The organism is Janthinobacterium sp. 67 (genome assembly GCF_002797895.1).
Classification (GTDB): Bacteria; Pseudomonadota; Gammaproteobacteria; order Burkholderiales; family Burkholderiaceae_D; genus Janthinobacterium.
The window spans coordinates 1,462,818-1,483,363 of record NZ_PGES01000001.1; the positions used below are offsets into that span (position 1 = coordinate 1,462,818).

The 20,546-nt window shown below is 65.3% G+C and carries 16 protein-coding genes; 13 read left to right on the plus strand and 3 right to left on the minus strand.

The window, feature by feature from the left end; genetic code table 11:
• Window positions 1–32: 32 nt before the first annotated feature.
• From CLU90_RS06635 to CLU90_RS06650, 4 genes are read left to right on the plus strand one after another with little or no spacing between them, the layout of a single operon-like run.
• A complete protein-coding gene (locus CLU90_RS06635) occupies window positions 33–1,343 on the plus strand; it encodes an O-acetylhomoserine aminocarboxypropyltransferase (protein ID WP_092709212.1) in 1,311 nt (436 codons plus the stop codon).
• Between the two features lies 1 nt (window position 1,344).
• The gene (locus CLU90_RS06640; protein ID WP_092709215.1) at window positions 1,345–2,157 is read left to right on the plus strand and encodes an alpha/beta fold hydrolase; all 813 of its coding nucleotides are present in this window, start codon (window positions 1,345–1,347) and stop codon (window positions 2,155–2,157) included.
• Between the two features lie 24 nt (window positions 2,158–2,181).
• Window positions 2,182–3,573, plus strand: coding sequence for a PoNe immunity protein domain-containing protein (locus CLU90_RS06645; protein WP_100427469.1), 1,392 nt, complete (start codon window positions 2,182–2,184; stop codon window positions 3,571–3,573).
• Window positions 3,574–3,600: 27 nt separating this feature from the next.
• Complete coding sequence (locus CLU90_RS06650; RefSeq protein WP_092709221.1) at window positions 3,601–5,601, plus strand: WG repeat-containing protein; 2,001 nt, start codon at window positions 3,601–3,603, stop codon at window positions 5,599–5,601.
• Window positions 5,602–5,623: 22 nt separating this feature from the next.
• Here CLU90_RS06650 and CLU90_RS06655 read toward each other — a convergent pair whose 3' ends face one another.
• Window positions 5,624–7,021: an esterase-like activity of phytase family protein gene (locus CLU90_RS06655; protein ID WP_092709224.1), complete on the minus strand. Its 1,398-nt coding sequence runs from the start codon at window positions 7,019–7,021 to the stop codon at window positions 5,624–5,626.
• A 121-nt stretch (window positions 7,022–7,142) separates the two neighbouring features.
• On the minus strand, window positions 7,143–8,519 hold the full coding sequence (locus CLU90_RS06660) for a YihY family inner membrane protein (RefSeq protein WP_092709227.1): 1,377 nt from the start codon (window positions 8,517–8,519) through the stop codon (window positions 7,143–7,145).
• Between the two features lie 67 nt (window positions 8,520–8,586).
• Here CLU90_RS06660 and wrbA point away from each other — a divergent pair, with 67 nt between their 5' ends.
• From wrbA to CLU90_RS06705, 9 genes are read left to right on the plus strand one after another with little or no spacing between them, the layout of a single operon-like run.
• Window positions 8,587–9,195, plus strand: coding sequence for an NAD(P)H:quinone oxidoreductase (gene wrbA / locus CLU90_RS06665; RefSeq protein ID WP_092709890.1), 609 nt, complete (start codon window positions 8,587–8,589; stop codon window positions 9,193–9,195).
• The gene (locus CLU90_RS06670; protein WP_442906734.1) at window positions 9,195–9,605 is read left to right on the plus strand and encodes a DUF2069 domain-containing protein; all 411 of its coding nucleotides are present in this window, start codon (window positions 9,195–9,197) and stop codon (window positions 9,603–9,605) included. Before wrbA ends, CLU90_RS06670 begins: the two co-directional genes overlap by 1 nt.
• 5 nt (window positions 9,606–9,610) lie before the next feature.
• Window positions 9,611–11,032 carry an FAD-binding oxidoreductase gene (locus tag CLU90_RS06675; protein ID WP_442906671.1) on the plus strand — a complete coding sequence of 474 codons (1,422 nt, stop codon included), beginning with the start codon at window positions 9,611–9,613 and terminating at the stop codon, window positions 11,030–11,032.
• Window positions 11,029–11,451, plus strand: a complete 423-nt coding sequence (locus CLU90_RS06680) for a DUF4124 domain-containing protein (RefSeq protein ID WP_100427471.1) — start codon at window positions 11,029–11,031, stop codon at window positions 11,449–11,451. The genes CLU90_RS06675 and CLU90_RS06680 overlap by 4 nt, the downstream gene beginning before the upstream one ends.
• Window positions 11,439–14,030 carry an FtsX-like permease family protein gene (locus CLU90_RS06685; RefSeq protein ID WP_100427472.1) on the plus strand — a complete coding sequence of 864 codons (2,592 nt, stop codon included), beginning with the start codon at window positions 11,439–11,441 and terminating at the stop codon, window positions 14,028–14,030. Before CLU90_RS06680 ends, CLU90_RS06685 begins: the two co-directional genes overlap by 13 nt.
• Window positions 14,030–15,106: a lipocalin-like domain-containing protein gene (locus tag CLU90_RS06690; RefSeq protein WP_100427473.1), complete on the plus strand. Its 1,077-nt coding sequence runs from the start codon at window positions 14,030–14,032 to the stop codon at window positions 15,104–15,106. The genes CLU90_RS06685 and CLU90_RS06690 overlap by 1 nt, the downstream gene beginning before the upstream one ends.
• 36 nt (window positions 15,107–15,142) lie before the next feature.
• Entirely contained in the window at window positions 15,143–16,996 is a 1,854-nt protein-coding gene (locus tag CLU90_RS06695; protein WP_100427474.1) for an ABC transporter transmembrane domain-containing protein, read from the plus strand.
• 12 nt (window positions 16,997–17,008) lie between these two features.
• Window positions 17,009–17,683 (plus strand): leucine efflux protein LeuE, encoded by a 675-nt coding sequence (leuE, locus tag CLU90_RS06700; protein ID WP_100427475.1) that lies wholly within the window; start codon window positions 17,009–17,011, stop codon window positions 17,681–17,683.
• A 10-nt stretch (window positions 17,684–17,693) separates the two neighbouring features.
• A complete protein-coding gene (locus tag CLU90_RS06705; RefSeq protein WP_100427476.1) occupies window positions 17,694–18,785 on the plus strand; it encodes a threonine aldolase family protein in 1,092 nt (363 codons plus the stop codon).
• Between the two features lie 140 nt (window positions 18,786–18,925).
• Here the strand turns inward: CLU90_RS06705 and CLU90_RS06710 are convergent, their stop codons facing one another.
• Window positions 18,926–20,368 carry an OmpP1/FadL family transporter gene (locus CLU90_RS06710; protein ID WP_100427477.1) on the minus strand — a complete coding sequence of 481 codons (1,443 nt, stop codon included), beginning with the start codon at window positions 20,366–20,368 and terminating at the stop codon, window positions 18,926–18,928.
• Window positions 20,369–20,546 lie beyond the last annotated feature (178 nt).

Here is a 20,546-nt window from a genome sequence, read left to right on the forward strand (position 1 = left end):
ATCTTGCCACTATAAAACTTGGCGGAGACACCATGAGCGGCCCGAAATACCCCGGTTTCGATACTTTATCCCTGCATGCGGGCGCCGCGCCCGACCCGGCCACGGGCGCGCGCGCCACGCCCATCCATTTCACGTCCTCGTTTGCCTTCAAGAGTTCGGAACATGCGGCGTCGCTGTTCAACATGGAGCGGGCCGGCCACGTGTATTCGCGCATCTCGAATCCCACCAACGCCGTGCTGGAAGAGCGCATCGCCGCCCTCGAAGGGGGCGTGGCCGGCATCGCCACGGCCAGCGGCCAGGCCGCAATGCACCTGGGCTTGTCCACCATCGCCGGCGCCGGTTCGCACATCGTGGCTTCGCGCGCCCTGTACGGCGGCTCGCACAACCTGCTGGCATATACATTAAAACGCTTCGGCATCGAGACGACCTTTGTCGACCCGCGCGACCCGGACGCCTGGCGCGCCGCCATCCGGCCAAATACAAAAGTGCTGTTCGCGGAAACCCTGGGCAATCCCGGCCTCGACGTGCTGGACATCCCGACCATTGCCACGCTGGCGCACGAACACCAGCTGCCGCTGATGCTCGATTCGACGTTCACCACGCCGTATCTGCTGCGCCCCTTCGAGCATGGCGCCGACCTGGTCTTCCACTCGGCCACCAAGTTCCTGTGCGGGCACGGCACGGCCATCGGCGGCCTGCTCGTCGATGGCGGCACTTTTGATTGGCAAGCGGCGTACGACAAGACGGGCCGCTTTGCCGAACTGTGCGAGCCGTACGACGGCTTCCACGGCATGGTCTTCGCCGAGGAATCGACGGTGGCGCCATTCGCCCTGCGCACGCGGCGCGAAGGCTTGCGCGATTTCGGCGCCGTCATGAGTCCGCACAATGCCTTCGCCATCCTGCAAGGCATCGAAACCCTGGGCTTGCGCATGGACCGCCACGTGGCCAACACGCGCAAAATCATCGACTTCCTGCTGACCAATCCGGCCGTGGAATCCGTCTCTTATCCCGAACTGCCGTCGCACCCCGATTACGAACTGGCGAAAACCCTGCTGCCGAAAGGCGCGGGCGGCGTGTTCACCTTCCGCCTGCGCGGCGACCGCGCGGCGGGCCAGCGCTTTGCCGACAGCCTCAAGATCTTCTCGCACCTGGCCAACGTGGGCGACGCCAAATCGCTCGTCATCCACCCCGCTTCCACCACGCATTTCCGCGTGCCCGACGACCAGTTGGCGCAGGCGGGCATCACGCAAGGCACCATGCGTTTATCGGTGGGCCTGGAGGATGCGGACGATTTGATCGAAGACCTGGCCCGTGGCCTGAAACTGTCGCAGAAAGGCGCCTGAAATGTTATTCAATATCGAGAACACCACGGCCTACTGCTACACGGGCGGCAAACCGTTCAACCCGGGTCAGCCCACGGCCGTCTTCATCCACGGCGCGCAAAACGACCATTCCGTGTGGGCCCTGCAAACGCGCTATTTCGCCCACCACGGCTGGAACGTGCTGGCCGTCGACTTGCCGGGCCACGGGCGCAGCCTCGGTATCGCGAAGACCAGGGTCGAGGAACTGGCGCGCTGGGTACTGGCCATGCTCGACGCTGCCGGCGCGACCAAGGCCATGCTGGTCGGCCACAGCATGGGCTCACTGATCGCGCTGGAAGCGGCATTCCTGGCGCCGGAACGGGTCAGCCACCTGGCCATGCTGGGCTCCACCTACCCGATGAAGGTCTCGCCGGCCCTGCTGGAAACGTCGCTGAACGATGAACAGGCGGCCATCGACATGGTCAATATCTGGTCGCACTCGTCAATCGCGCAAAAGCCGTCGTTCCCCGGCCCCGGCTTTTATGCCATGGGCGGCGCGCGGCGCCTGAAACAGCGCATCGCCGCCCTCAACCCCGATCACGTGTTTCATACGGATTTTTTTGCCTGCAATGCCTACGCGAACGGCGAAATCGCCGCCGCTTCGGTACACTGCCCCACTTTATTCATTTTCGGCGCGCGCGACATGATGACGCCACCCAAGTCGACCCGCTTGCTGACCGCGTCCATCGCGCATGGCACGGTGGTGCAGGTCGACAGCGGACACGAATTGATGGCCGAGCAGCCGGACGCCGTGCTCGACGCACTGTTTGCGTTTGCGCAAACGGCAGCGGCATGAACGCTTTTTTTAGGATAGATGCACATGTTGTTGAATACCCTGTTCGATGAATTGACTGGCCGCGGCAGCGGCACGGAAGCGGCGCGGCACGAGCGCTACAACTGGCTGGAACAGCTGCGCTGCGCCAACCCGCAGGCGGACGAAAACGGCCCAATGGCCGGCATCCCCGGCCACCACTGGTACCGGCTGCCGCAGGCGCTGGTCGTGGCGGGCCAGCACACGGACCTGCTGGTCGGTACCCTGAACGCGCAATACCTGGTCTTCGCGGGCCGCCACGCGGCGGCATTCGCGGCCGAACTGGGACTGCAATACGACGCCAACAACCGCATCGACCGCCCCGGTGGCATCGATGAACTGCTCGACGCCTATGAAGAACAGGCCGACGGCAGCTGGACCACCGTGTCGAATGAACCGCCAGCGCCACCGCTGGCCGGCTGGGACGACGTGTACTTCCGCGTGCGCGACCTCAGCGACGGCAAGGCCATCCAGAGCGTGACGACCATCGCCTACGAAAGCAGCCGCTTTCCCGGCTACACCTTGCTGGGCACGACCCTGGTGGGCGCCGGCGCCATCGCGCACGACGACGAGACGGCGCAGTATCTGCAGCAGGTCTTCGCCGACTGGGCCATCCAGCGCGAATGCGCCGACGCCTGCCTGCCAGCGCAGGAACCGTGGCCACATGCGCCGCGCCAGACGCCGCCCGGCCCGTTCGACTTTGGCCGCAACCTCGCTTACCTCGACGCCCTGCTGGCCGCCTACCGGCGCGCGCAGGCGCAGGCGGAAATCGACGGCGGCGATTGCGCCTACTGGGCATGCGCGGCCGCCAGCACGGCTTACCAGGTCTTCTCGCTGCGCTACACGGCGGGCTTGCCCTTGCCTGACGTGGAAACGGCGCTGGAAGCGGCCGTCGCCGCCTGCGAAACGGCGCGCGCGGCCCTGGCCGCGGCCTACGACGACGAGGCCTTGCCCGCCTTTGATTTCGAACAATTGACGGATTACGCGCGCACCCTGCAGTTGCTGGGCGCGGCCCTGCTGTTCGGCCGCCGCGACCTGGCCATGCGCCTGGCCGCCCTGCAGACGGCCTTCGATGGCGAAGACGGCGTGTACGAAGCGCTGCTGTCCGCCGTCGATCCGCAGCGTCCAGCCGTCGATGAATGGTATTTCGCAGAACCCTACTCGGCCCTGTTCGAGTGCCTGGATGCGGACGATCCCGCCCGGCAGCTCGAGCACTTGCGCCACTACCTGGCCAGCTGGCACGGCGCCCTTGTCCACGAAGACTGGTTCAACGGCCATTTGCGCGCGCAGGGCCTGGGCGGCTACTACGGTCTGTGGGCCTTCGAAGCGGCCGCAGCGGCCAAGCAGCTGGGTCTCGAGCGCGGCGCGCTGGCGCACTGGCTCATGCCGCCGTCGCCCTGACCTAGCCAACATTTTTAACGAAGAGACATGATCAATACCGCAGCCCTGTTCAGCACCACCTTTTTACCCGGCCAGGCCGGCTTCGACACCGATACGATCACGGGCCTGGCCGAATGGCGGCTGGACGTCCCCATGCTGTTCAAGCTGCTCGTCGGCGCCGGCACACAAGCCGTCGCCTGGCCCATCTACGGCGATGGCGAGGACTGCCCCTGCGTGCTGGCCGCGCCGATGGCGCAGGCGCAGGCCAGCTGGCAAGCGCTGTCATCGCTGATGGACAAGCCGCGCGACGCGGCCGCCATCGTCGCGCGCGGCGCCATCAGCGCCCTGCTGGCCGGCGGCCAGCCGTGGCTGATCCTCGATGGCGTGCAGCTGATCCCCCACGATATCGGCACGCCGGCATACGTGGCAGGGCTCGACGCCCTGCGCGCCGAGGCGCAAGCCTTGCACTCTGCCCTGCTGCGCGACGAGCGGGATGCGCTGGCGCCGTTGCTGGCCATCGGCGCCGCGTCGCCTGCCACCGGCTACTGGTCGGCCACGGCCGACGCGCAGCTGGCCGATGTCGAGGAACTGGGCGCGGACGAACTGCCGTTCCTGCAAGGCCTGGAAGTGGTCGGCTGGGAGGAGGACGCGCTGTGCTATGAAGTGAGCGCCGCCGGCGAACCGGACGTCACTGGCCTCGTCACGCCGTATGGCCGCTGGATCGTGCCGCTGTCGCAACGCTATGTGGACCTGGGCGTCTATTATGCGGACGATGGCTGGATCACCTTTGCCACGGCGGACGCGCCCGATGCGCACGGCGTCATGGACTTGAATGGCACGGTGGTGCTGCCGCCCGCCCCCGGCGCCCTGTACGTGATCAGCCCCCACCTGCTGCAGAGAATCGATCCGGACGGCGCCAGCCGCCTGCTGCGCCTGCCCGATGGCGCGCTGCTCATCGACAGGGTGGACAATATGTGCGAACGCGAAGATGGCTTGATCGACATCGAGCGCCAGACGGCCCAGATTGACGATGACGACAAGCGCAATGTGCACGGCGTGGTCGACAAGACGGGCAAGGTCGTGGTGCCGCTCGTCTACAACTCCGTGCACGATTTCGGCACCAGGAAAAAGATCGCCATCGTCAGCCTGCGCATCGCGGGGCGCTTCCTGTTTGGCCTGATCGATAACCAGGGCGAGCTGCTGGCGCCTTGCCAGTACGAAGCCATCGATTGCGCCACGACCTCGTCGCCACCTAAATTGCGCAAGAACCTGATCTTCGCCATCGATGCGCAAGGCCTCGCCTGCATGCTGACCCTCGACGGAAAACAGGCGTTCACGCCGCAGTATCCACCGGCCCACCATCTGCGCGGCGTGACCGTGCAAAGCGACTTTTTATATGTCGTCAAGGATGGCATGGCCTGGAGCATGGATTTCACGGGCCAGCTGCTCGAGCAGTTCGACACCGTGGACAACTTCAAGGCGGCCATCACGGCGCAACTGAGCGAGGCCATGGGACTGGGCAAGAAAAAGCCCGCCAAACGCCGCAGCTTCACGCCCGCGCAAATCCTGGCCAAGGCCGACCGCGGGCAATTGCGCAGCATGGCCGCCCTGCTCGTGCTGAGCGATGCGGACCTGGCCGCGCGCTGCGTGGACATCACCCTGGAAGCACTGGCGGAGGACGATCCGGAAGAGGAATACGAAGGCGACACGCCTGAAGCGGCGTGCTTTTTCCTGCTGTGGTCCACGGCCGCCGATGTGCTGGGCCACGGCACCACCCTGGACTGGAAGGCCGTCGATGAAGTGCCGCGCATAGCTCAGCACATCGACCTGCCCGCGCTGCAAGACTTCCGCTGGGCGGACCAGCAAGACGGCGACGCCATGGCCGAGGGCCTGGCCGCCATCGCCGCCCACCTGGCGCCGCATCAGCTGCGCCTGGTGAACCTGCAGGACGGCGAGGATACGTATTATCTGGGCGTGGTGCGGGTGCAGGATGCGGAAGCGTTCAAGGTAGTGGCGCTGCAGGCGGCCTTGCGGCCGGTGCTGCTATGAGCGGATTGCCGGCACGTCGTCTTTATTTGGCGGAACGATCAAACATCGCCTTGTCAAAACGCAGGGTAATGACTTCGGTGTCGTCCGGCTTGCCCGGCTTGCGCCCGTCTTCACCCGGGTAGTTCGTGTCGATTGCCACGACAAGCGTCTGGGCATCGAGTACTTCAACGCTCTCCACCGAGTCGAAAGGCATGCTGAATTTACCCACGGGCATATTGCTCGCCTGCCCGCCTATGCCGTTGGGGTCGGAGATGTTCAGCAAGTCCACCAACAACGTTTTCTTGAGCGCACCGTCAGCGTCTTTTTCTTTCAGGTCCACCAGGTACAGGCGCTTGATCACGGCCTTGGCGCCCCAGAATCCATCGCGTTCGATCAGCACGAACTTGCTGCCGCCGACATTGGTCATGTCGCCGATCACGACGCCATTGTCCTTGACCGCGCCATCCTTGCGGTACACGAGGTTCTTGCCCGTGTAGCGCATGGCAGCGGGGTCGAACTCAAAAATGTTCAGGTAGCGCTCATCGGCTGCGACGGGCCGCAGCGACGGGTCGCTTGGCGCCGCTTCCGGCACCGCGTAGAGCAGGCTGCGGTCGGCGTTGTAGGCCAGGCTTTCGAAGCCGCGGCTGCCTGACAAGGTGATGCTGGCGCCCTTGCCCAGCACTTCCGGATTGGCCGGGCTGCGCAGGAAAGGATGGGGAACCGGATCGCCCATCAGCGTGCCGTTTTTGTCGAAGTGCAGGATATAGGGGCCGAATTCCTCGCCCACGAAGTAAGTACCGTCGGCAGCGCGCGCGAGCGACTCGATGTCGAAATCAAAACCGGTCAGCAAGCGGCCAGCGCGAATGCGCGCATCCACGGCGATACCGCTGTCGGCAAAGACCAGTCCTCCGGTGGTGTTGCTGGGGTAGTTGACGTAATCGGCCGTGATTTTCAGGTCAACGCCCTTGCCATCGTTTAAGAAACCCTTGGCGTCGTTGAAGGCCAGGAAGCTGTTGAGCTTGATGCTGCCAGGCGTCTTGCTGGCGTCAGCGGCCGTACGGAAGTTGATGCTGGCGTTATACAGGCCGAGCACGAAATCGGCCGAATTGCCCTTGGCGCCATAGCCATTGTCGGCCATGGCAGTCCAGCTGCCGTCGTCATTCCTGAGCAGCGCGGAAAAGCCGGGAATCGGCACGCCACTGGCAAACGGCGGGGTGACACCCAGCACTGCGGCTGTGAACTGTCCCGTAACCGGCCCTGGCCAGCGCGCCGTGTCAGGCAACGCTGCCCAGCCGGCAAGCTGGTGCGGCAAGCCTTCCCCGTCCTTGGGCGCAGCCTCAGGAGCGGCAGAGGAACTGCCGCCGCAGGCAGCCAGCACGCCGCTGACCACCACGATGGCCAAGCCGCGGCACACATTCAAACCGCTCAAATGACAATGCATATTTGCTTCCTCAACAAGATGAATGAAGAGGAAAGCTTACCGGCCTTCGGTGACCAGTTTATGACATGCTCGCCCTATCGTGCGGGGCATAGGCCGGCAAGGAGCGCGCTGCCGGAGCCCGTCACGCGCAGCGCACTACCCCAAAATGCTGCGCCAGGCTCAAGCCCAGTCCCTGCTCCACGGCGTTTTCCACCTGCGCCGCCAGCGCGGCCGCTTCTTCGGCCGCCTTGATGTCGCGTTCATTCGTGGAACCGGCCGGATAGCCGGAGTTCACGCGCATGCCGCCGAAAACGAACAGGCGGTAGACGTCGGCCAGGCTGATGCGGTTGACGTTGCCCAGCAAGACCCAGTGGTCGGAACTGTCGGCCACGCGCTTGCCCCACTGCACCCGCACGGCGCCGTCCACGTTCACTCTTCCCACCCAGCCCTGCTGCACCATCTTGTCGAGCAGGGTTTCCATCTCCTCGAAACCCAGGCGCGTGCTGCGGCGGATCTCGGCCGCGCCGACCAAGGCGGAATCGGCGCAGTGGCAAGCCTGGTGCAGCACTTTCAGGATGGCGACGGCGTCGACGAATTCGCTGCCCGGCGCCGCTTCGTACCACCAGCGTTCATATTTCACGACGGGCAAGGCGGCCACCAGCAAGGCGCCCACCAGGGTGATCATCCAGCTCAGGTATATCCACACAAGGAACAGCGGCAAGGCGGCCAGCGCGCCGTAGATGCGCGAATACGTGGGAAATTCCTGGATGAATTCACCGAAGCCCCGCTTGGCCACCTCGAACGCCAATGCCGCCAGCAAGCCGCCCCAGGCCGCGTCGCGCCAGTCCACGTCGCGGTTCGGCACGGCGATGTACAGCAAGGTAAACGCCAGCATGGTCAGGCCGATCGACACCAGGGTATAAAACACGGCGCCGATGAAAGGCACGGCGCCCACGACGCCGCTGGTGGCCATGAAGAGGCGCGACGTCACCGTCAGCGACACGCCCACCAGCAGCGGTCCCAGAGTGACGATGGCCCAGTACACCAGCAGGCGCTTGGTCCAGCGGCGCTCCTGGCGCACTCTCCAGATGCGGTTGAAGACGCGCTCGATCAAGCCCATCATGCCCACCGACGTGACGATCAGGGCGCCTGCGCCGATGGCCGACAGGCGCGTGGCCTTCGACGCGAACGTCGTCAGGTAACCGAGGATGGTGTTCGAGATCCCCTTGGGCATGACGCTTTGCACGAAATAATCTTCCAGCGCGTGGCGGAAGGTATTGAATAGCGGGAAAGTGGTGAAGATGGCCAGGGCCAGGGTCAGCAGCGGCACCAGCGCGAACACGGTGGCGAACGTCAGGCTGCCCGCCACTTGCGGCAGGCTTTCCTCGCGCACGCGGCGGCGCGCGAACTGCAGCAGGTCGCGCGTTTCGGACCACGTCAGGCCGCGCACGATGTCGGCACCGACGTGCAGGGTGCGCCACAGGTATTGAAAGATGGGGAATATATATTTTGAAAACATGTGCAAAATCAGAACGGCGCCATGACAGCAGTCGTATCAGGCTGTAAAGCGCCCTATAATACCAATGATGAAGCCAACCAATCTGATTATTCTCGTATTGTTTTATTCACGCCATGGCGCCACGCGCCAGTTGGCCGAGCTGATAGCCCAGGGAGTGGAAAGCGTGCCCGGTTGCGATGCCCGCCTGCGCACCGTGCCCGCCGTCTCCACGGTGGCCGAAGCGACGGCGCCCGAAGTGCCGCCCGATGGCGCACCCTACGTGGAACTGGACGACTTGCAGGAATGCGCTGGCCTGGCCCTGGGCTCGCCCACGCGCTTCGGCAACATGGCCGCCGCCATGAAGTACTTCTGGGACGGTACGGCCAGCGACTGGCTGGCCGGCAGCCTGTCCGGCAAACCCGCCTGCGTGTTCACGTCCACGGGCAGCCTGCACGGCGGCCAGGAATCGACCCTGCTGTCGATGATGATTCCCCTCTTCCACCACGGCATGCTGGTCATGGGCCTGCCCTACACGCATCCCGAACTGATGACGACGTCCACGGGCGGCTCGCCATATGGCGCCACGCACTGGTCGGGCATAGCCGGCGACAAGGCGCTCAGCGACGATGAAAAGCGCCTGGCCATCGCCCTGGGCCGGCGCCTGGCGGAAAACGCCGCGAAACTGGCAGGCGCATGATGCACGGCGCACTGCACAAGTATTTTCACTGGGGCGCCATCGCCAGCCTCGTCACCCTGATCGTCTGGTGCGTGCTGTGGGAAACCGTTGTCGCGCCGCTGCAGCCGGGCGGCTCCTGGGTCGTCCTGAAGGCTGCGCCCCTGCTCATTCCCCTGTACGGCGTCATCAAGCGCGACGTCTACACCCTGCAATGGTCATCGATGGTCATCCTGCTGTACTTCACGGAAGGCGTGGTGCGCGGCTACAGCGACAGGAACGCCACCTCGGCCCTGATGGCCTGGGGCGAGGCGGCCATCGTCTGCGTCTATTTTGTGTGCGCCGTGCTGTATCTGCGCCCGTATAAAAAGGCCGCCAAGCGCATGGCCAAAGAGCTGCTGGAAAAAGTGAATAAAGTGAGCATCAAGAAATGAGCGACATGCCTGTGACTGACCGAACCGATTTCCTCGCCGCCTGCCGCGACCTGCTGGGCGAAGCCTACGTACTCACCAACGACGCCGACACGGCGCCCTTCCTCACCGACTGGCGCGACCGGTTCACGGGCAAGGCCCTGGCCGTACTGCGCCCCGCCACGGTGGAGCAGGTGGCAGGCGTGCTGCGCGCCTGCACGCAATGGCAAGTCCCCGTCGTGCCGCAAGGCGGCAACACGGGCCTGGTGCTGGGCAGCATCCCCGACGCGGCCGGCACGGCCGTCGTGCTGTCGCTGGCGCGCCTGAACGGCATACGCGCGCTCGATCCCGTCAACCGCACCATCACGGTCGATGCGGGCTGCATCCTGCAAACCATCCAGGAAGCGGCCAGCGCCGCCGGTTGCCTGTTCCCCCTGTCGCTGGCGGCCGAAGGCAGTTGCACCATCGGCGGGAATCTGGCGACGAACGCGGGTGGCACGGCCGTCCTGCGCTACGGGAATACGCGCGAGCTGTGCCTGGGCCTGGAAGTGGTCACGCCGCAGGGCGAAATCTGGAGCGGTTTGCGCGGCCTGCGCAAGGACAATACGGGCTACGATTTGCGCGACCTGTACATCGGCGCCGAGGGCACCCTGGGCGTGATCACGGGCGCCGTCATGAAGTTGCATCCGCAGCCGAAAGCGTGCATCACGGCGCTGGCCGCCATGCCCTCGCCCGCCCATGCCCTGCGTTTATTAAGCCTGATGCAGGACCATTGCGGCGCCAGCCTGACGGGTTTTGAACTGATGTCGCAATACTGTCTGCAGCTGGTGGCGGAGCAGTTCCCGCAACTGCCGCGGCCTTTCGCCGATGCGCATGGACAGTACGTGCTGCTGGAATTATCGAGCAGCCAGTCCGAGGCGCACGCCGTCGAATTGCTGGAAGCGAGCATAGGCGCGGCCCTGGAAGACGAATTGATCGAGGACGCCGTCGTCGCCAGTTCCGTGGCGCAGTCCGAGGGATTATGGCAGCTGCGCGAACACATCCCCCTGGCGCAGGCGCAGGCGGGCAAGAACATCAAGCACGATATCTCGCTGCCCATTTCCCGCATCGCCGATTTCATCGCCGTCACGGACGCGGCCCTGGCAACGGCCTTCCCCGGCTGCCAGCTCGTGTGCTTCGGCCACCTGGGCGACGGCAACCTGCACTACAACGTGGCGCCCCCGGGCGGCATGACGGACCGCGACTTCCTCGCCAACCAGGATGCGATCAACCGCATCGTGCACGACCAGGTCCACGGCTTCGGCGGCTCGATATCGGCCGAACACGGCATCGGCGCGCTGAAGAAGAACGACCTGGCACGCTACAAGTCGCCGCTGGAACTGCAGCTGATGCGCGCCGTGAAGCAGGCGCTGGATCCGCAGAACATCATGAATCCGGGGAAGATATTGTGAAGCCCTCGTCCCTCCTGCTCATGGCCTTGCTGGCCGGTTCCGCCAGTGCGCAGGACGTCTACAAATGCGTGCAGGATGGCCAGACCAGCTACAGCGCCACGCCCTGCACGGGCGGCCAGCTACAGATACTGGAAGTGCCTTCGCCACCGCTTGCCGTCGACAAGGGCGCAGCCACGCGCCAGGAGCGGGTGGCCAGCCAGCTGGAAGCGGCGCGCAAGAAGCAGGAAAATCTGGCTGACCAGGCGCGCGAGCGGGCCGTCAAACAGAAGGAACTGCATGACAAGCATTGCGCCCAGCTGCGCCTCGACCAGAAATGGGCGGCGCAGGACGCCATCGGCGCGGGCGACAGGAACCGCAATGCGGCGCAACTGAAAGCACGGCGTGCCGGCGAACGCCTGGCCGTCGAATGCGGCAATTGAGTGCGCCGGCGGCAAATCCGGCGGGTACGCGCCTGCTGTCGCGCTGGCTGCTGCTGGGCGAATGGCGCTTTCACCCCGTGCGCGCCTTCGTCGCCATCCTCGCCATCGCCATCGGCGTGTCGCTGGGCTTTGCCATCCATTTGATCAACGCGGCCGCCTTCAATGAATTTTCCACGGCCGTCAAAAGCCTGTCCGGCCAGGCCGACGTGCAGGTGGCCGGGCGCGAAGCGCTGTTTGACGAAGCCATCTATCCATGGCTGGCGCAGCGCGACGGCGTGGCCGTGGCCTCGCCCGTGCTGGAACTGCAAGCGGGCGTGGCCGGCAAAAAGGATGGCGGCCCGCTGCACATCCTGGCGCTCGACGTCTTCCGCGCCGGCTTCATTTCGCCCGACCTGATCGGCTCCCCCGCCGACGGCCAGCCTTTCGACACCCTGGCCGACGACGCCCTCTTTTTATCGCCGGCCGCCCTGCGCTGGCTGGCCGTGGCCGAGGGCGGCCAGGTCGCGCTGCAATCGGGCACCGGCACGGTATCCCTGCGCGTGGCCGGTTCGCTGCAGCGCGCGCGCGCCGGCCAGCGCATCGCCGTGATGGATATCGGCGCGGCGCAATGGCGCTTCAACAAACTGGGCAAGCTGTCGCGCATCGACTTGAAACTGCGCCAGGGCGTCAACCGCGACGCCTTCCAGACCGACTTGAAGCGCGCGCTGGAAGCACAATACCCGGGGCGTTTCCAGGTAGGCCAGCCCAACGACGAAAACCAGAATAGCCGCAACAATAACCTGAGCCGCGCCTACCGCGTCAACCTGACGGTGCTGGCCCTCGTCGCCCTGTTTACGGGCGCCTTTTTGGTCTTTTCCACGCAGGCCCTGTCCGTCATCCGCCGCCGCGGCCAGTTCGCGCTGCTGCGCGTGCTGGGCATGGAACGGGGCCAGTTGCTGCGCCAGATACTGCTGGAGGGCGCCAGCCTCGGCATCGTTGGCGCCGCGCTGGGCATCGCGGGCGGCTACGCCATGGCGGCCGTGGCCCTGCGCTTTTTCGGCGGCGACCTGGGCGCCGGCTATTTCGCGGGCGTGCAGCCGCAAGTGCAATTCACGCCCGTCGCCGCCTTCGTGTATTTCGCGCTGGGCCTCGGCGTCGCCCTGCTGGGCTGCGCGGCGCCCGCGCTGGAAGCGGCCCGCGCCGCGCCCGCCATCGCCCTGAAATCGGGCAGCGAGGAAGTCGTGACGACGCGCCTGGCCAAGACTTGGCCCGCGCTGGCGTGCCTGCTGCTGGCCGGCGCCTTGACTTTCCTGCCGCCCGTGTTCGAGCTGCCCCTGTTCGGCTATCTGTCCATCGCCCTGCTGCTGATCGGCGCCATCGCCCTGATGCCGCAGTTGGCGTCCGTCGTCTTCCGCTTGCTGCAGCGTGCCTGGCTACGCACGGAAACGAGCTTGCACGCACCCGTGCGCAGCCTGACCCTGGCCCGCCTGGCGAACGCCTCGGGCCAGGCCGGCATCGCGCTCGGCGGCGTACTGTCAAGTTTCAGCCTGATGGTGGCGATGGCCATCATGGTGTCGAGTTTCCGCGTCTCCGTCGACGACTGGCTGCTGCAGATCCTGCCGGCCGACCTGTATGCGCGCACGGCCGCCAGCGGCGGCACGGCAGGCTTGAACCCGCGCGAGCAGGCGAGCATCACCGCCCTGCCCGGCGTGGCCAGGGTGGATTTCCAGCGCGTGCGTTCGCTGTCTCTGGCGCCCGACCGCCCCAACGTGGCCTTGCTGGCGCGCCCCGTCAATTTGCAGGACCCGGGCAAGAGCATGGTGCTGGTGGGCGACACCCTGCCCGTGCCAACTGGCAGCCGGCCCGTGTGGCTGTCCGAAGCGGCGGCCGACCTGTACAACGTCAAGCCTGGCCAGCGCATCGACCTGCCGCTGGCTGGCGGCTTGCACCAGTTCTATGTTGCCGGCATCTGGCGCGACTACGCGCGTTCGTCCGGCGCCATCCAGATGCCGCTCGACGACTACCGCGCGCTGACGGGCGACATGGACGTGAGCGACGCGGCCCTGTGGCTGGCCAAGGACGCCACGGGCGACGAGCTGCAGCAGCGCCTGAAAGCCCTGCCGTTTGGCGCCAGCCTGGAAGTGTCGAACCCGTCGGCCATCCGCGCCCTGAGCCTGCAAATATTCGACCGCAGCTTCGCCGTCACCTATCTGCTGGAAGCCATCGCCATCGTCATCGGCCTGTTCGGCGTGGCCGCCACGTTCTCCGCGCAGACCCTGGCGCGCGCACGCGAATTCGGCATGCTGCGCCACGTGGGCGTGACGCGCGGGCAGATTTTATCCATCCTGGCGCTCGAAGGGGGCGCGCTGACGGCGCTGGGCATCGCCACCGGTTTTGTCCTGGGCCTGTTGATCAGCTTTGTGCTCGTCTTCATCGTCAATCCGCAATCATTCCACTGGACCATGCAGCTGCACCTGCCTTGGCCGCTGATCAGCACCGTGGCCGCCGCCCTGCTGACGGCAGCCGCCGCCACGGCGCTGATCGCGGGCCGCCAGGCCCTGTCCGCTGGCCCCATCCGCGCCGTCAGGGAGGACTGGTAATGCGCCATATCGCCATCTTGTTGCTTGCGCTGGCCTTGCCTGGCCTGGCCGCGCCGCCCGCCTTCGCCCCCGTCACGCCGCTGCCAGCCGGCCAGACCCTGCGCATGCCGCAGGACTTCGGCGCCCATCCCGCGTATAAAACGGAATGGTGGTACGCCACGGGCTGGGTAAAAACCGCCGGCGGCGAACAACTGGGCTACCAGGTGACCTTCTTTCGCAGCGCGACGGCCACCGATGCGGATAACCCCAGCGCGTTTGCGCCCAAGCAGCTGATCATCGGCCACGCTGCCCTGTCCGACCCGAAGGTGGGCAAGCTGCTGCACGACGAGAAAAGCGCGCGCGAAGGCTTCGGCCTGGCCTACGCCAAGGTGGGCGACACGGACGTGAAGCTCGACGACTGGCGCATGCAGCGGCAAAAAGACGGCAGCTATCGGGTCAGCCTGGCCGCACGCGACTTCAACTTGCAGCTGACCCTCGCTCCCACCCAGCCCGTGCTGCTGCAGGGCGAGAACGGCTACTCGCGCAAGGGCGCGCTGCCCGCGCAATCGAGTTACTACTATAGCGAGCCGCAGCTGCGCACGACGGGCACGATCGCGCGCGCGGGCGGCAAGCCGGAAGCCGTGACGGGCGCCACCTGGCTCGATCACGAGTGGTCGAGCCAGGTGCTCGACGCGGATGCCAGCGGCTGGAACTGGATAGGCGCCAACCTCGATGACGGCGGCGCGCTGATGGCCTTCCAGATCCGCAGCAAGACAGGTGCTAAACTATGGGCGCACTCGACGTGGCGCGATGCGTCCGGCAAGACGACGCAGTTCGCGCCCGGCGACGTCGACTTCACGCCCACGCAGCTGTGGCGCTCGCCCCGCACGCAGGCCGAATACCCGGTCGCCACCGATATCCGCACGGGCGCGACGCGCTGGCACATCAAGCCGCTGCAGCCGGACCAGGAACTCGATTCGCGCCGCTCGACGGGGGCCGTGTACTGGGAAGGCGCCGTGACGGTGGAGCGCGACGGCCAGCCGGTGGGCCGCGCCTACCTGGAAATGACGGGCTACGTCCAGCCGATGAAGTTGTAAGCACGACCAAATACAGTAAAAACTAAGCGAAAAACAATGACAACCAGCACAGAAACAGGCAGTACGAGTACCGCAAGCACCGCAGCAACTCCCGACACCGGCACCAGCCGCGAACTGAAAAAAGGCAGCCTGGCCGCCTTCAAGGGCTTGACGCCCTTCTTGACGCCGTACCGCAAACAGTTCTTCCTGGCCGGTATCGCGCTGGTGGTGGCCGCCGCCTCGACCCTGGCCATTCCCGCCGCCTTCAAGCAGATGATCGACCTCGGTTTCGGCGGCGCGGCCGGCTCGAAAAGCATCCAGCACGTCGACCTGGTCTTCCTCGCCTTGTTCGGCGTGGCGTCCATCCTGGCGCTGGCCACGGCGGCGCGCTTCTATACGGTGTCGTGGCTGGGCGAACGGGTCACGGCCGACATCCGCAGCGCCGTGTACCGCCACGTCGTCACGCAAAGCCCCGCCTTCTTTGAAACGACGCAGACGGGCGAAGTCCTGTCGCGCATCACCACCGACACAACCCTGATACAGGCCGTCGTCGGCACCAGCATCTCGATGGCGCTGCGCAATGTGCTGCTGTTCCTGGGCGGCCTGGTGATGCTGTTCGTCACCAGCGCCAAGCTGGCGGGCATCATCATCGGCCTCTTGATTCTCGTCGTCGTGCCCATCATCGTGTTTGGCCGCCGCGTGCGCAAGCTGTCGCGCGATTCGCAGGACCGCATCGCCGACGCGTCGGCCATGGCAGGCGAAATCCTCAACGCCATGCCGACCGTGCAGGCGTTTACGCACGAGAAAATCGAATCGACACGCTTTGGCGACTCCGTCGAAGGCGCCTTCATGACGGCCATGCGCCGCATCCGCGCCCGCGCCCTGCTCACCATGATCGCCATCCTGCTCGTCTTCGGCACCATCGTGTTCGTGCTGTGGCTGGGCGCGCGCGCCGTGCTGGAAGGCTCGATGACGGGCGGAGACCTGGGCCAGTTCATCCTGTACGCGTCCATCGTGGCCGGCGCCATCGGCGCCCTGTCCGAAGTCATGGGCGAAGCGCAGCGCGCGGCCGGCGCCACCGAGCGCCTGCTGGAACTGATGGCCGTCAGATCGGAAATCGAATCGCCGGTCACGCCGCTGCAGCTGCCCGCGCGCGCCGCCACCGGCGCCGCGCTGTCGCTCGACGACGTCATGTTCTCGTACCCGTCGCGGCCTGATACACACGCGCTCAACCACGTCAGCCTCGACATCCGCGCCGGCGAAACGGTGGCCGTCGTCGGCCCTTCCGGCGCCGGCAAGACCACCCTGTTCCAGCTGTTCCTGCGCTTCTATGATCCGCAAAGCGGCAGCATCCGCCTCGACGGCGTGGACATCAAGCAGCTGGACCTGCACACCCTGCGCGACGCCATCGGCATCGTGCCGCAAGATACCGTGATCTTCTCGGCCGACGCCATGGAGAACATCCGCTACGGCCGCGCCGACGCCAGCGATGAAGAGGTGATTGCCGCGGCGAAGATGGCGGCCGCCCACGAATTCATCGAGCGCCTGCCGAACGGCTACAAATCGTTCCTCGGCGAACGGGGCGTGCGCCTGTCCGGCGGCCAGCGCCAGCGCATCGCCATCGCCCGCGCCCTGCTGAAGAACCCGCCGCTGCTGCTGCTCGACGAAGCAACGAGCGCGCTGGACGCGGAATCGGAACGCCTCGTGCAAAAGGCGCTGGAAGCGGCCATGGTGGGACGCACCACCGTCATCATCGCGCACCGCCTGGCCACCGTGCAGCGGGCCGACCGCATCATCGTCATGGAAGACGGCAAGATCGTCGAGACGGGCACGCACGCCTCGCTCGTCGCCCTGGGGGGCATCTATGCGAATCTGGCTGCCCTGCAATTTCATCACGTACAACTCAACTAAACACGACTCGCCATGAACGCCTTATTCCACGCCAACCTGGGCATCACCGATTTCTGGACCTTTTTACTGGGGACCATCTTCATCGTCATCCTGCCCGGCCCCAACTCCATGTACGTGCTGTCGGTGGCCGCCCAGCGGGGCGTGCGGCCCGCCTACCAGGGCGCCTTCGGCATCTTCGCCGGTGACCTGATACTGATGGTGCTGTCGGCATGCGGCGTGGCCTCCCTGCTGAAAGCCAGCCCGGCCCTGTTCTATGTCGTGAAATACATCGGTGCGGCCTATCTGGGCTGGATCGGCCTGCAAATGCTGATAGGCTGCTGGCGCAAGCTGCGCGCGCCCGCGCCGGCCGACGGTGAAGGGCCTGTGGCGCCAGCGCCCGTGAAAGAAAGCAATCCGTTCCGCAAGGCGCTGATCATCAGCCTGATGAATCCGAAAGCCATTTTGTTCTTCATCTCGTTTTTCATCCAGTTCGTCGATCCGGCCTTCAGCAACCCCGTGCTGTCCTTCGTCGGCCTGGGCCTGATTTGCCAGGTGATCAGTTTTAGCTACCTGACGGCCATTATCTTTGTCGGCGCCCGCCTGGCCGACACCTTCCGCCGCCGTCGCCGCCTGTCGGCCGGCATGGGCGGCGGCGTGGGCGCCATGTTCATCGGCTTTGGCGCGAAACTGGCCACGGCCACCTTGTAAGGAAAACACCGTGAACGAGCTTGAACTGCGCCAGCGCTGCCACACCGTCCTGCCCGGCCACCGCCAGCCCACGCCAGCGGCCACCTTCGCCGCCATGGCCGCCTGGTGCGACGCCAACGCTGTTGCGCACGATACCTACGGCGAAGGCGCGCTGATCGAACAGTTCGAGAACAAGATCGCCAGCCTGCTCGGTTTCGAGGCGGCCGTATTCTGCATCACGGGCACGATGACGCAAGTGACGGCCCTGCGCCTGGCCTGCCAGGACCGCGGTTCGCGCCTGGTGGCGCTGCACCCGACTTCGCACATCCTGCGCCACGAGCGGGGCAATCATGAATTGCTCGACCACTTCAAGGGCTTGATACTGGGCGACCCGCACCGTCCGTGGACGGTGGACGACTTGCGCGCCGTGCCCGATGCGCTGGGCGCCGCGCAGGTCGAACTGCCAATGCGCGAGATCGGCGGCCAGTGCCCGTCATGGGATGAATTGAACGACATCAAGCGGCACTGCCGCGAACACAATATCCATCTGCACATGGATGGCGCGCGCCTGTGGGAAGCGCAAGCCGGTTTCGACCAGTCCCTGCCCGCCATCTGCGGCGGCTTTGACTCCGTCTATGTGTCGCTGTACAAGGGCATCGGCGGCCTCGGCGGCGCCGTGCTGGCGGGCAGCCGCCCCTTTGTCGAACGGGCGCGCGAATGGTTCCGCCGCCAGGGCGGCAACATCGTGCACCGCACGCCCTACGTGGTGGCCGCCGCCATGCAGTTCGACGCGCGCATGGCCGCCATGCCGCGCTATTTCGCGCGCACGCAGTGGCTGTACGCGCTGCTGCGCGACTTCCCGGCGATTGCCGTCAATCCCGCCGCCCCGCAAGCCAACATGCTGCACCTGCACTTGCCCGTCTCGCGCGAGCGGGCCATCGCCATCCGCAACCAGGTGGCGCAAGACCACGGCATCTGGCTGTTCGGCCGCGCCAGCCACGCCGCCCTGCCCGGGCACAGCGTGGTGGAGTGGTATGTGGGAGATAACTTGCTGGACCTGCCCGACGACACCGTGCGGCTGGCCTTGACCCTGCTGGACCAGGCCATGCGCATCAAAGCCTGAACAACGTAGGTCGACGTAGGTCGGGGTAGGTCGGCTTAGCGCGCAGCGCGTAAGCCGACAACACCACAGTCGTGACCAAAAAAAGCGCCCGAAGGCGCTTTTTTCATTTCATGGCGGCCGGGTTGGCCGCCACTACCTGCTTAGAACTTGTAGTTGTAAGCGAGACCGATCAACTGCATGCGGGTCTTGAACAGGCCCTTGGTGGTTTCACCGTTGCCGGTGCAGCCAGCCATCACCGGCGAGCAGTCATTCTTGTAGTTGACTTCAGCATCCTTGAAGTCGATGTAGCTGTAGGCCAGGTCGATCGAGGAATTGGCGTTCAGCTTCCAGTTCGCGCCGATCGAGTACTGCATGCGGTCGCTGTCCGGCAGCGCCGGGTGGCGCAGTTCGGCGCTGCGTACTGGCGCCTGGTCGTGGGCGATACCGGCGCGCAGCATCAGGTTTTCGCTGTACTTGTAGTTGGTACCCAGCGAGACGCGGTAGGTGTCTTTCCACTGCTGGCGGATGCGTTCGGCGCCTTCGGCCGTCGGCGGGAACTGGATGTCCAGGTTCTGCAGGCGCGAAGTGCGGGTCCAGGTGACGTCGCCCATCAAGGCCCATTTATCATCCATCTGATGGAAGGCGTTGACCGACAGGGTTTCCGGCGTGCGCAATTCCACCAGCGCTTCCGAATTGACCTTGTTCGACGCCTTGGCGATGAAGGCGTTCACGGCGGGATTGCTCGTCACTTGCGAGAAGTCCCAGATGGTGCTGCCCTTGAGCTTGTGCGAAATCGACGAACGGTAAGCGATACCGAAACGCGTGCCTTCGTTCAGCTGGTACAGATAGCCCAGGTTGAAGCCGAAGCCCCAGTCGTGGCCATCCATCGAGGCGTGACCATCCTTGATCGGGCCTTGCAGCGCGGCGCCGGCAGCTTGCGCCGCGGCCAGGCCCTGGGTCTTGGCGATATTGGCCAGGAAGGCCTGCGATGCGCCAGGCGCGAACTTGCCCAGGTAGGCGACCGAACCCGGCACGTCCACGCCCTGGCCCAGTTCCGCCTTCATGTATTCGGCCGTCACGCCGAAACCGAACGAGTGGTGCTGGTCCAGCTTGAACGATACGGAAGGATTCAGGGCGATGGCTTCGAGCTTGATGTTGGTGATCGCGTAGCGGCCAAACCAGTCATTGCCGTAGTCGAGCTTGGCGCCATACGGCACGAACAGGCCAGCGCCCACGGTCCATTGATCATTGATTTTCTTGCTGGCGTACAGCGCAGGCGCGAACACGGCGTCCGGCGCGTAATCCTTGGTTGCCGCGTAAGGCGTGCGATTGCCCGGGAAGAAAGGCTTTGAGCCCGAATCCGCGTAGGTCGAGTGGGGAACAACGAGGGTGCCGCCGCCGACGAACTGCGTGCCTTCCAGGCGCGACATGCCGGCCGGGTTGTAGAAAATGGTCGATGCGTCGCCCGCTTCGGCACCGCTGGCATCGGCCGTGCCCTGGGCGGAAACGCTTTGCGAGCCGAAACGGTAGCCCGACGCTTGTGCGGTGGAAGAGATGCCGGCGAACGCGGCAACGATCAGGAGGGGCAGATATTTATGTTTCAATTTAGTCTCTCTTTATTATATGAAGGTCTTCGGCATACTGTCGCGGGCGTCTCAAGCTGCCCCGTCTTGCGCTTTTCTTGCCGCCGTGAACTCCAATTCACTGACGGCATGAGCGAAGCATATAATATTTTTTAGAAAAAAGCGAACGTTCGCTCTTTTTATGAAACGGCGTTGTTTT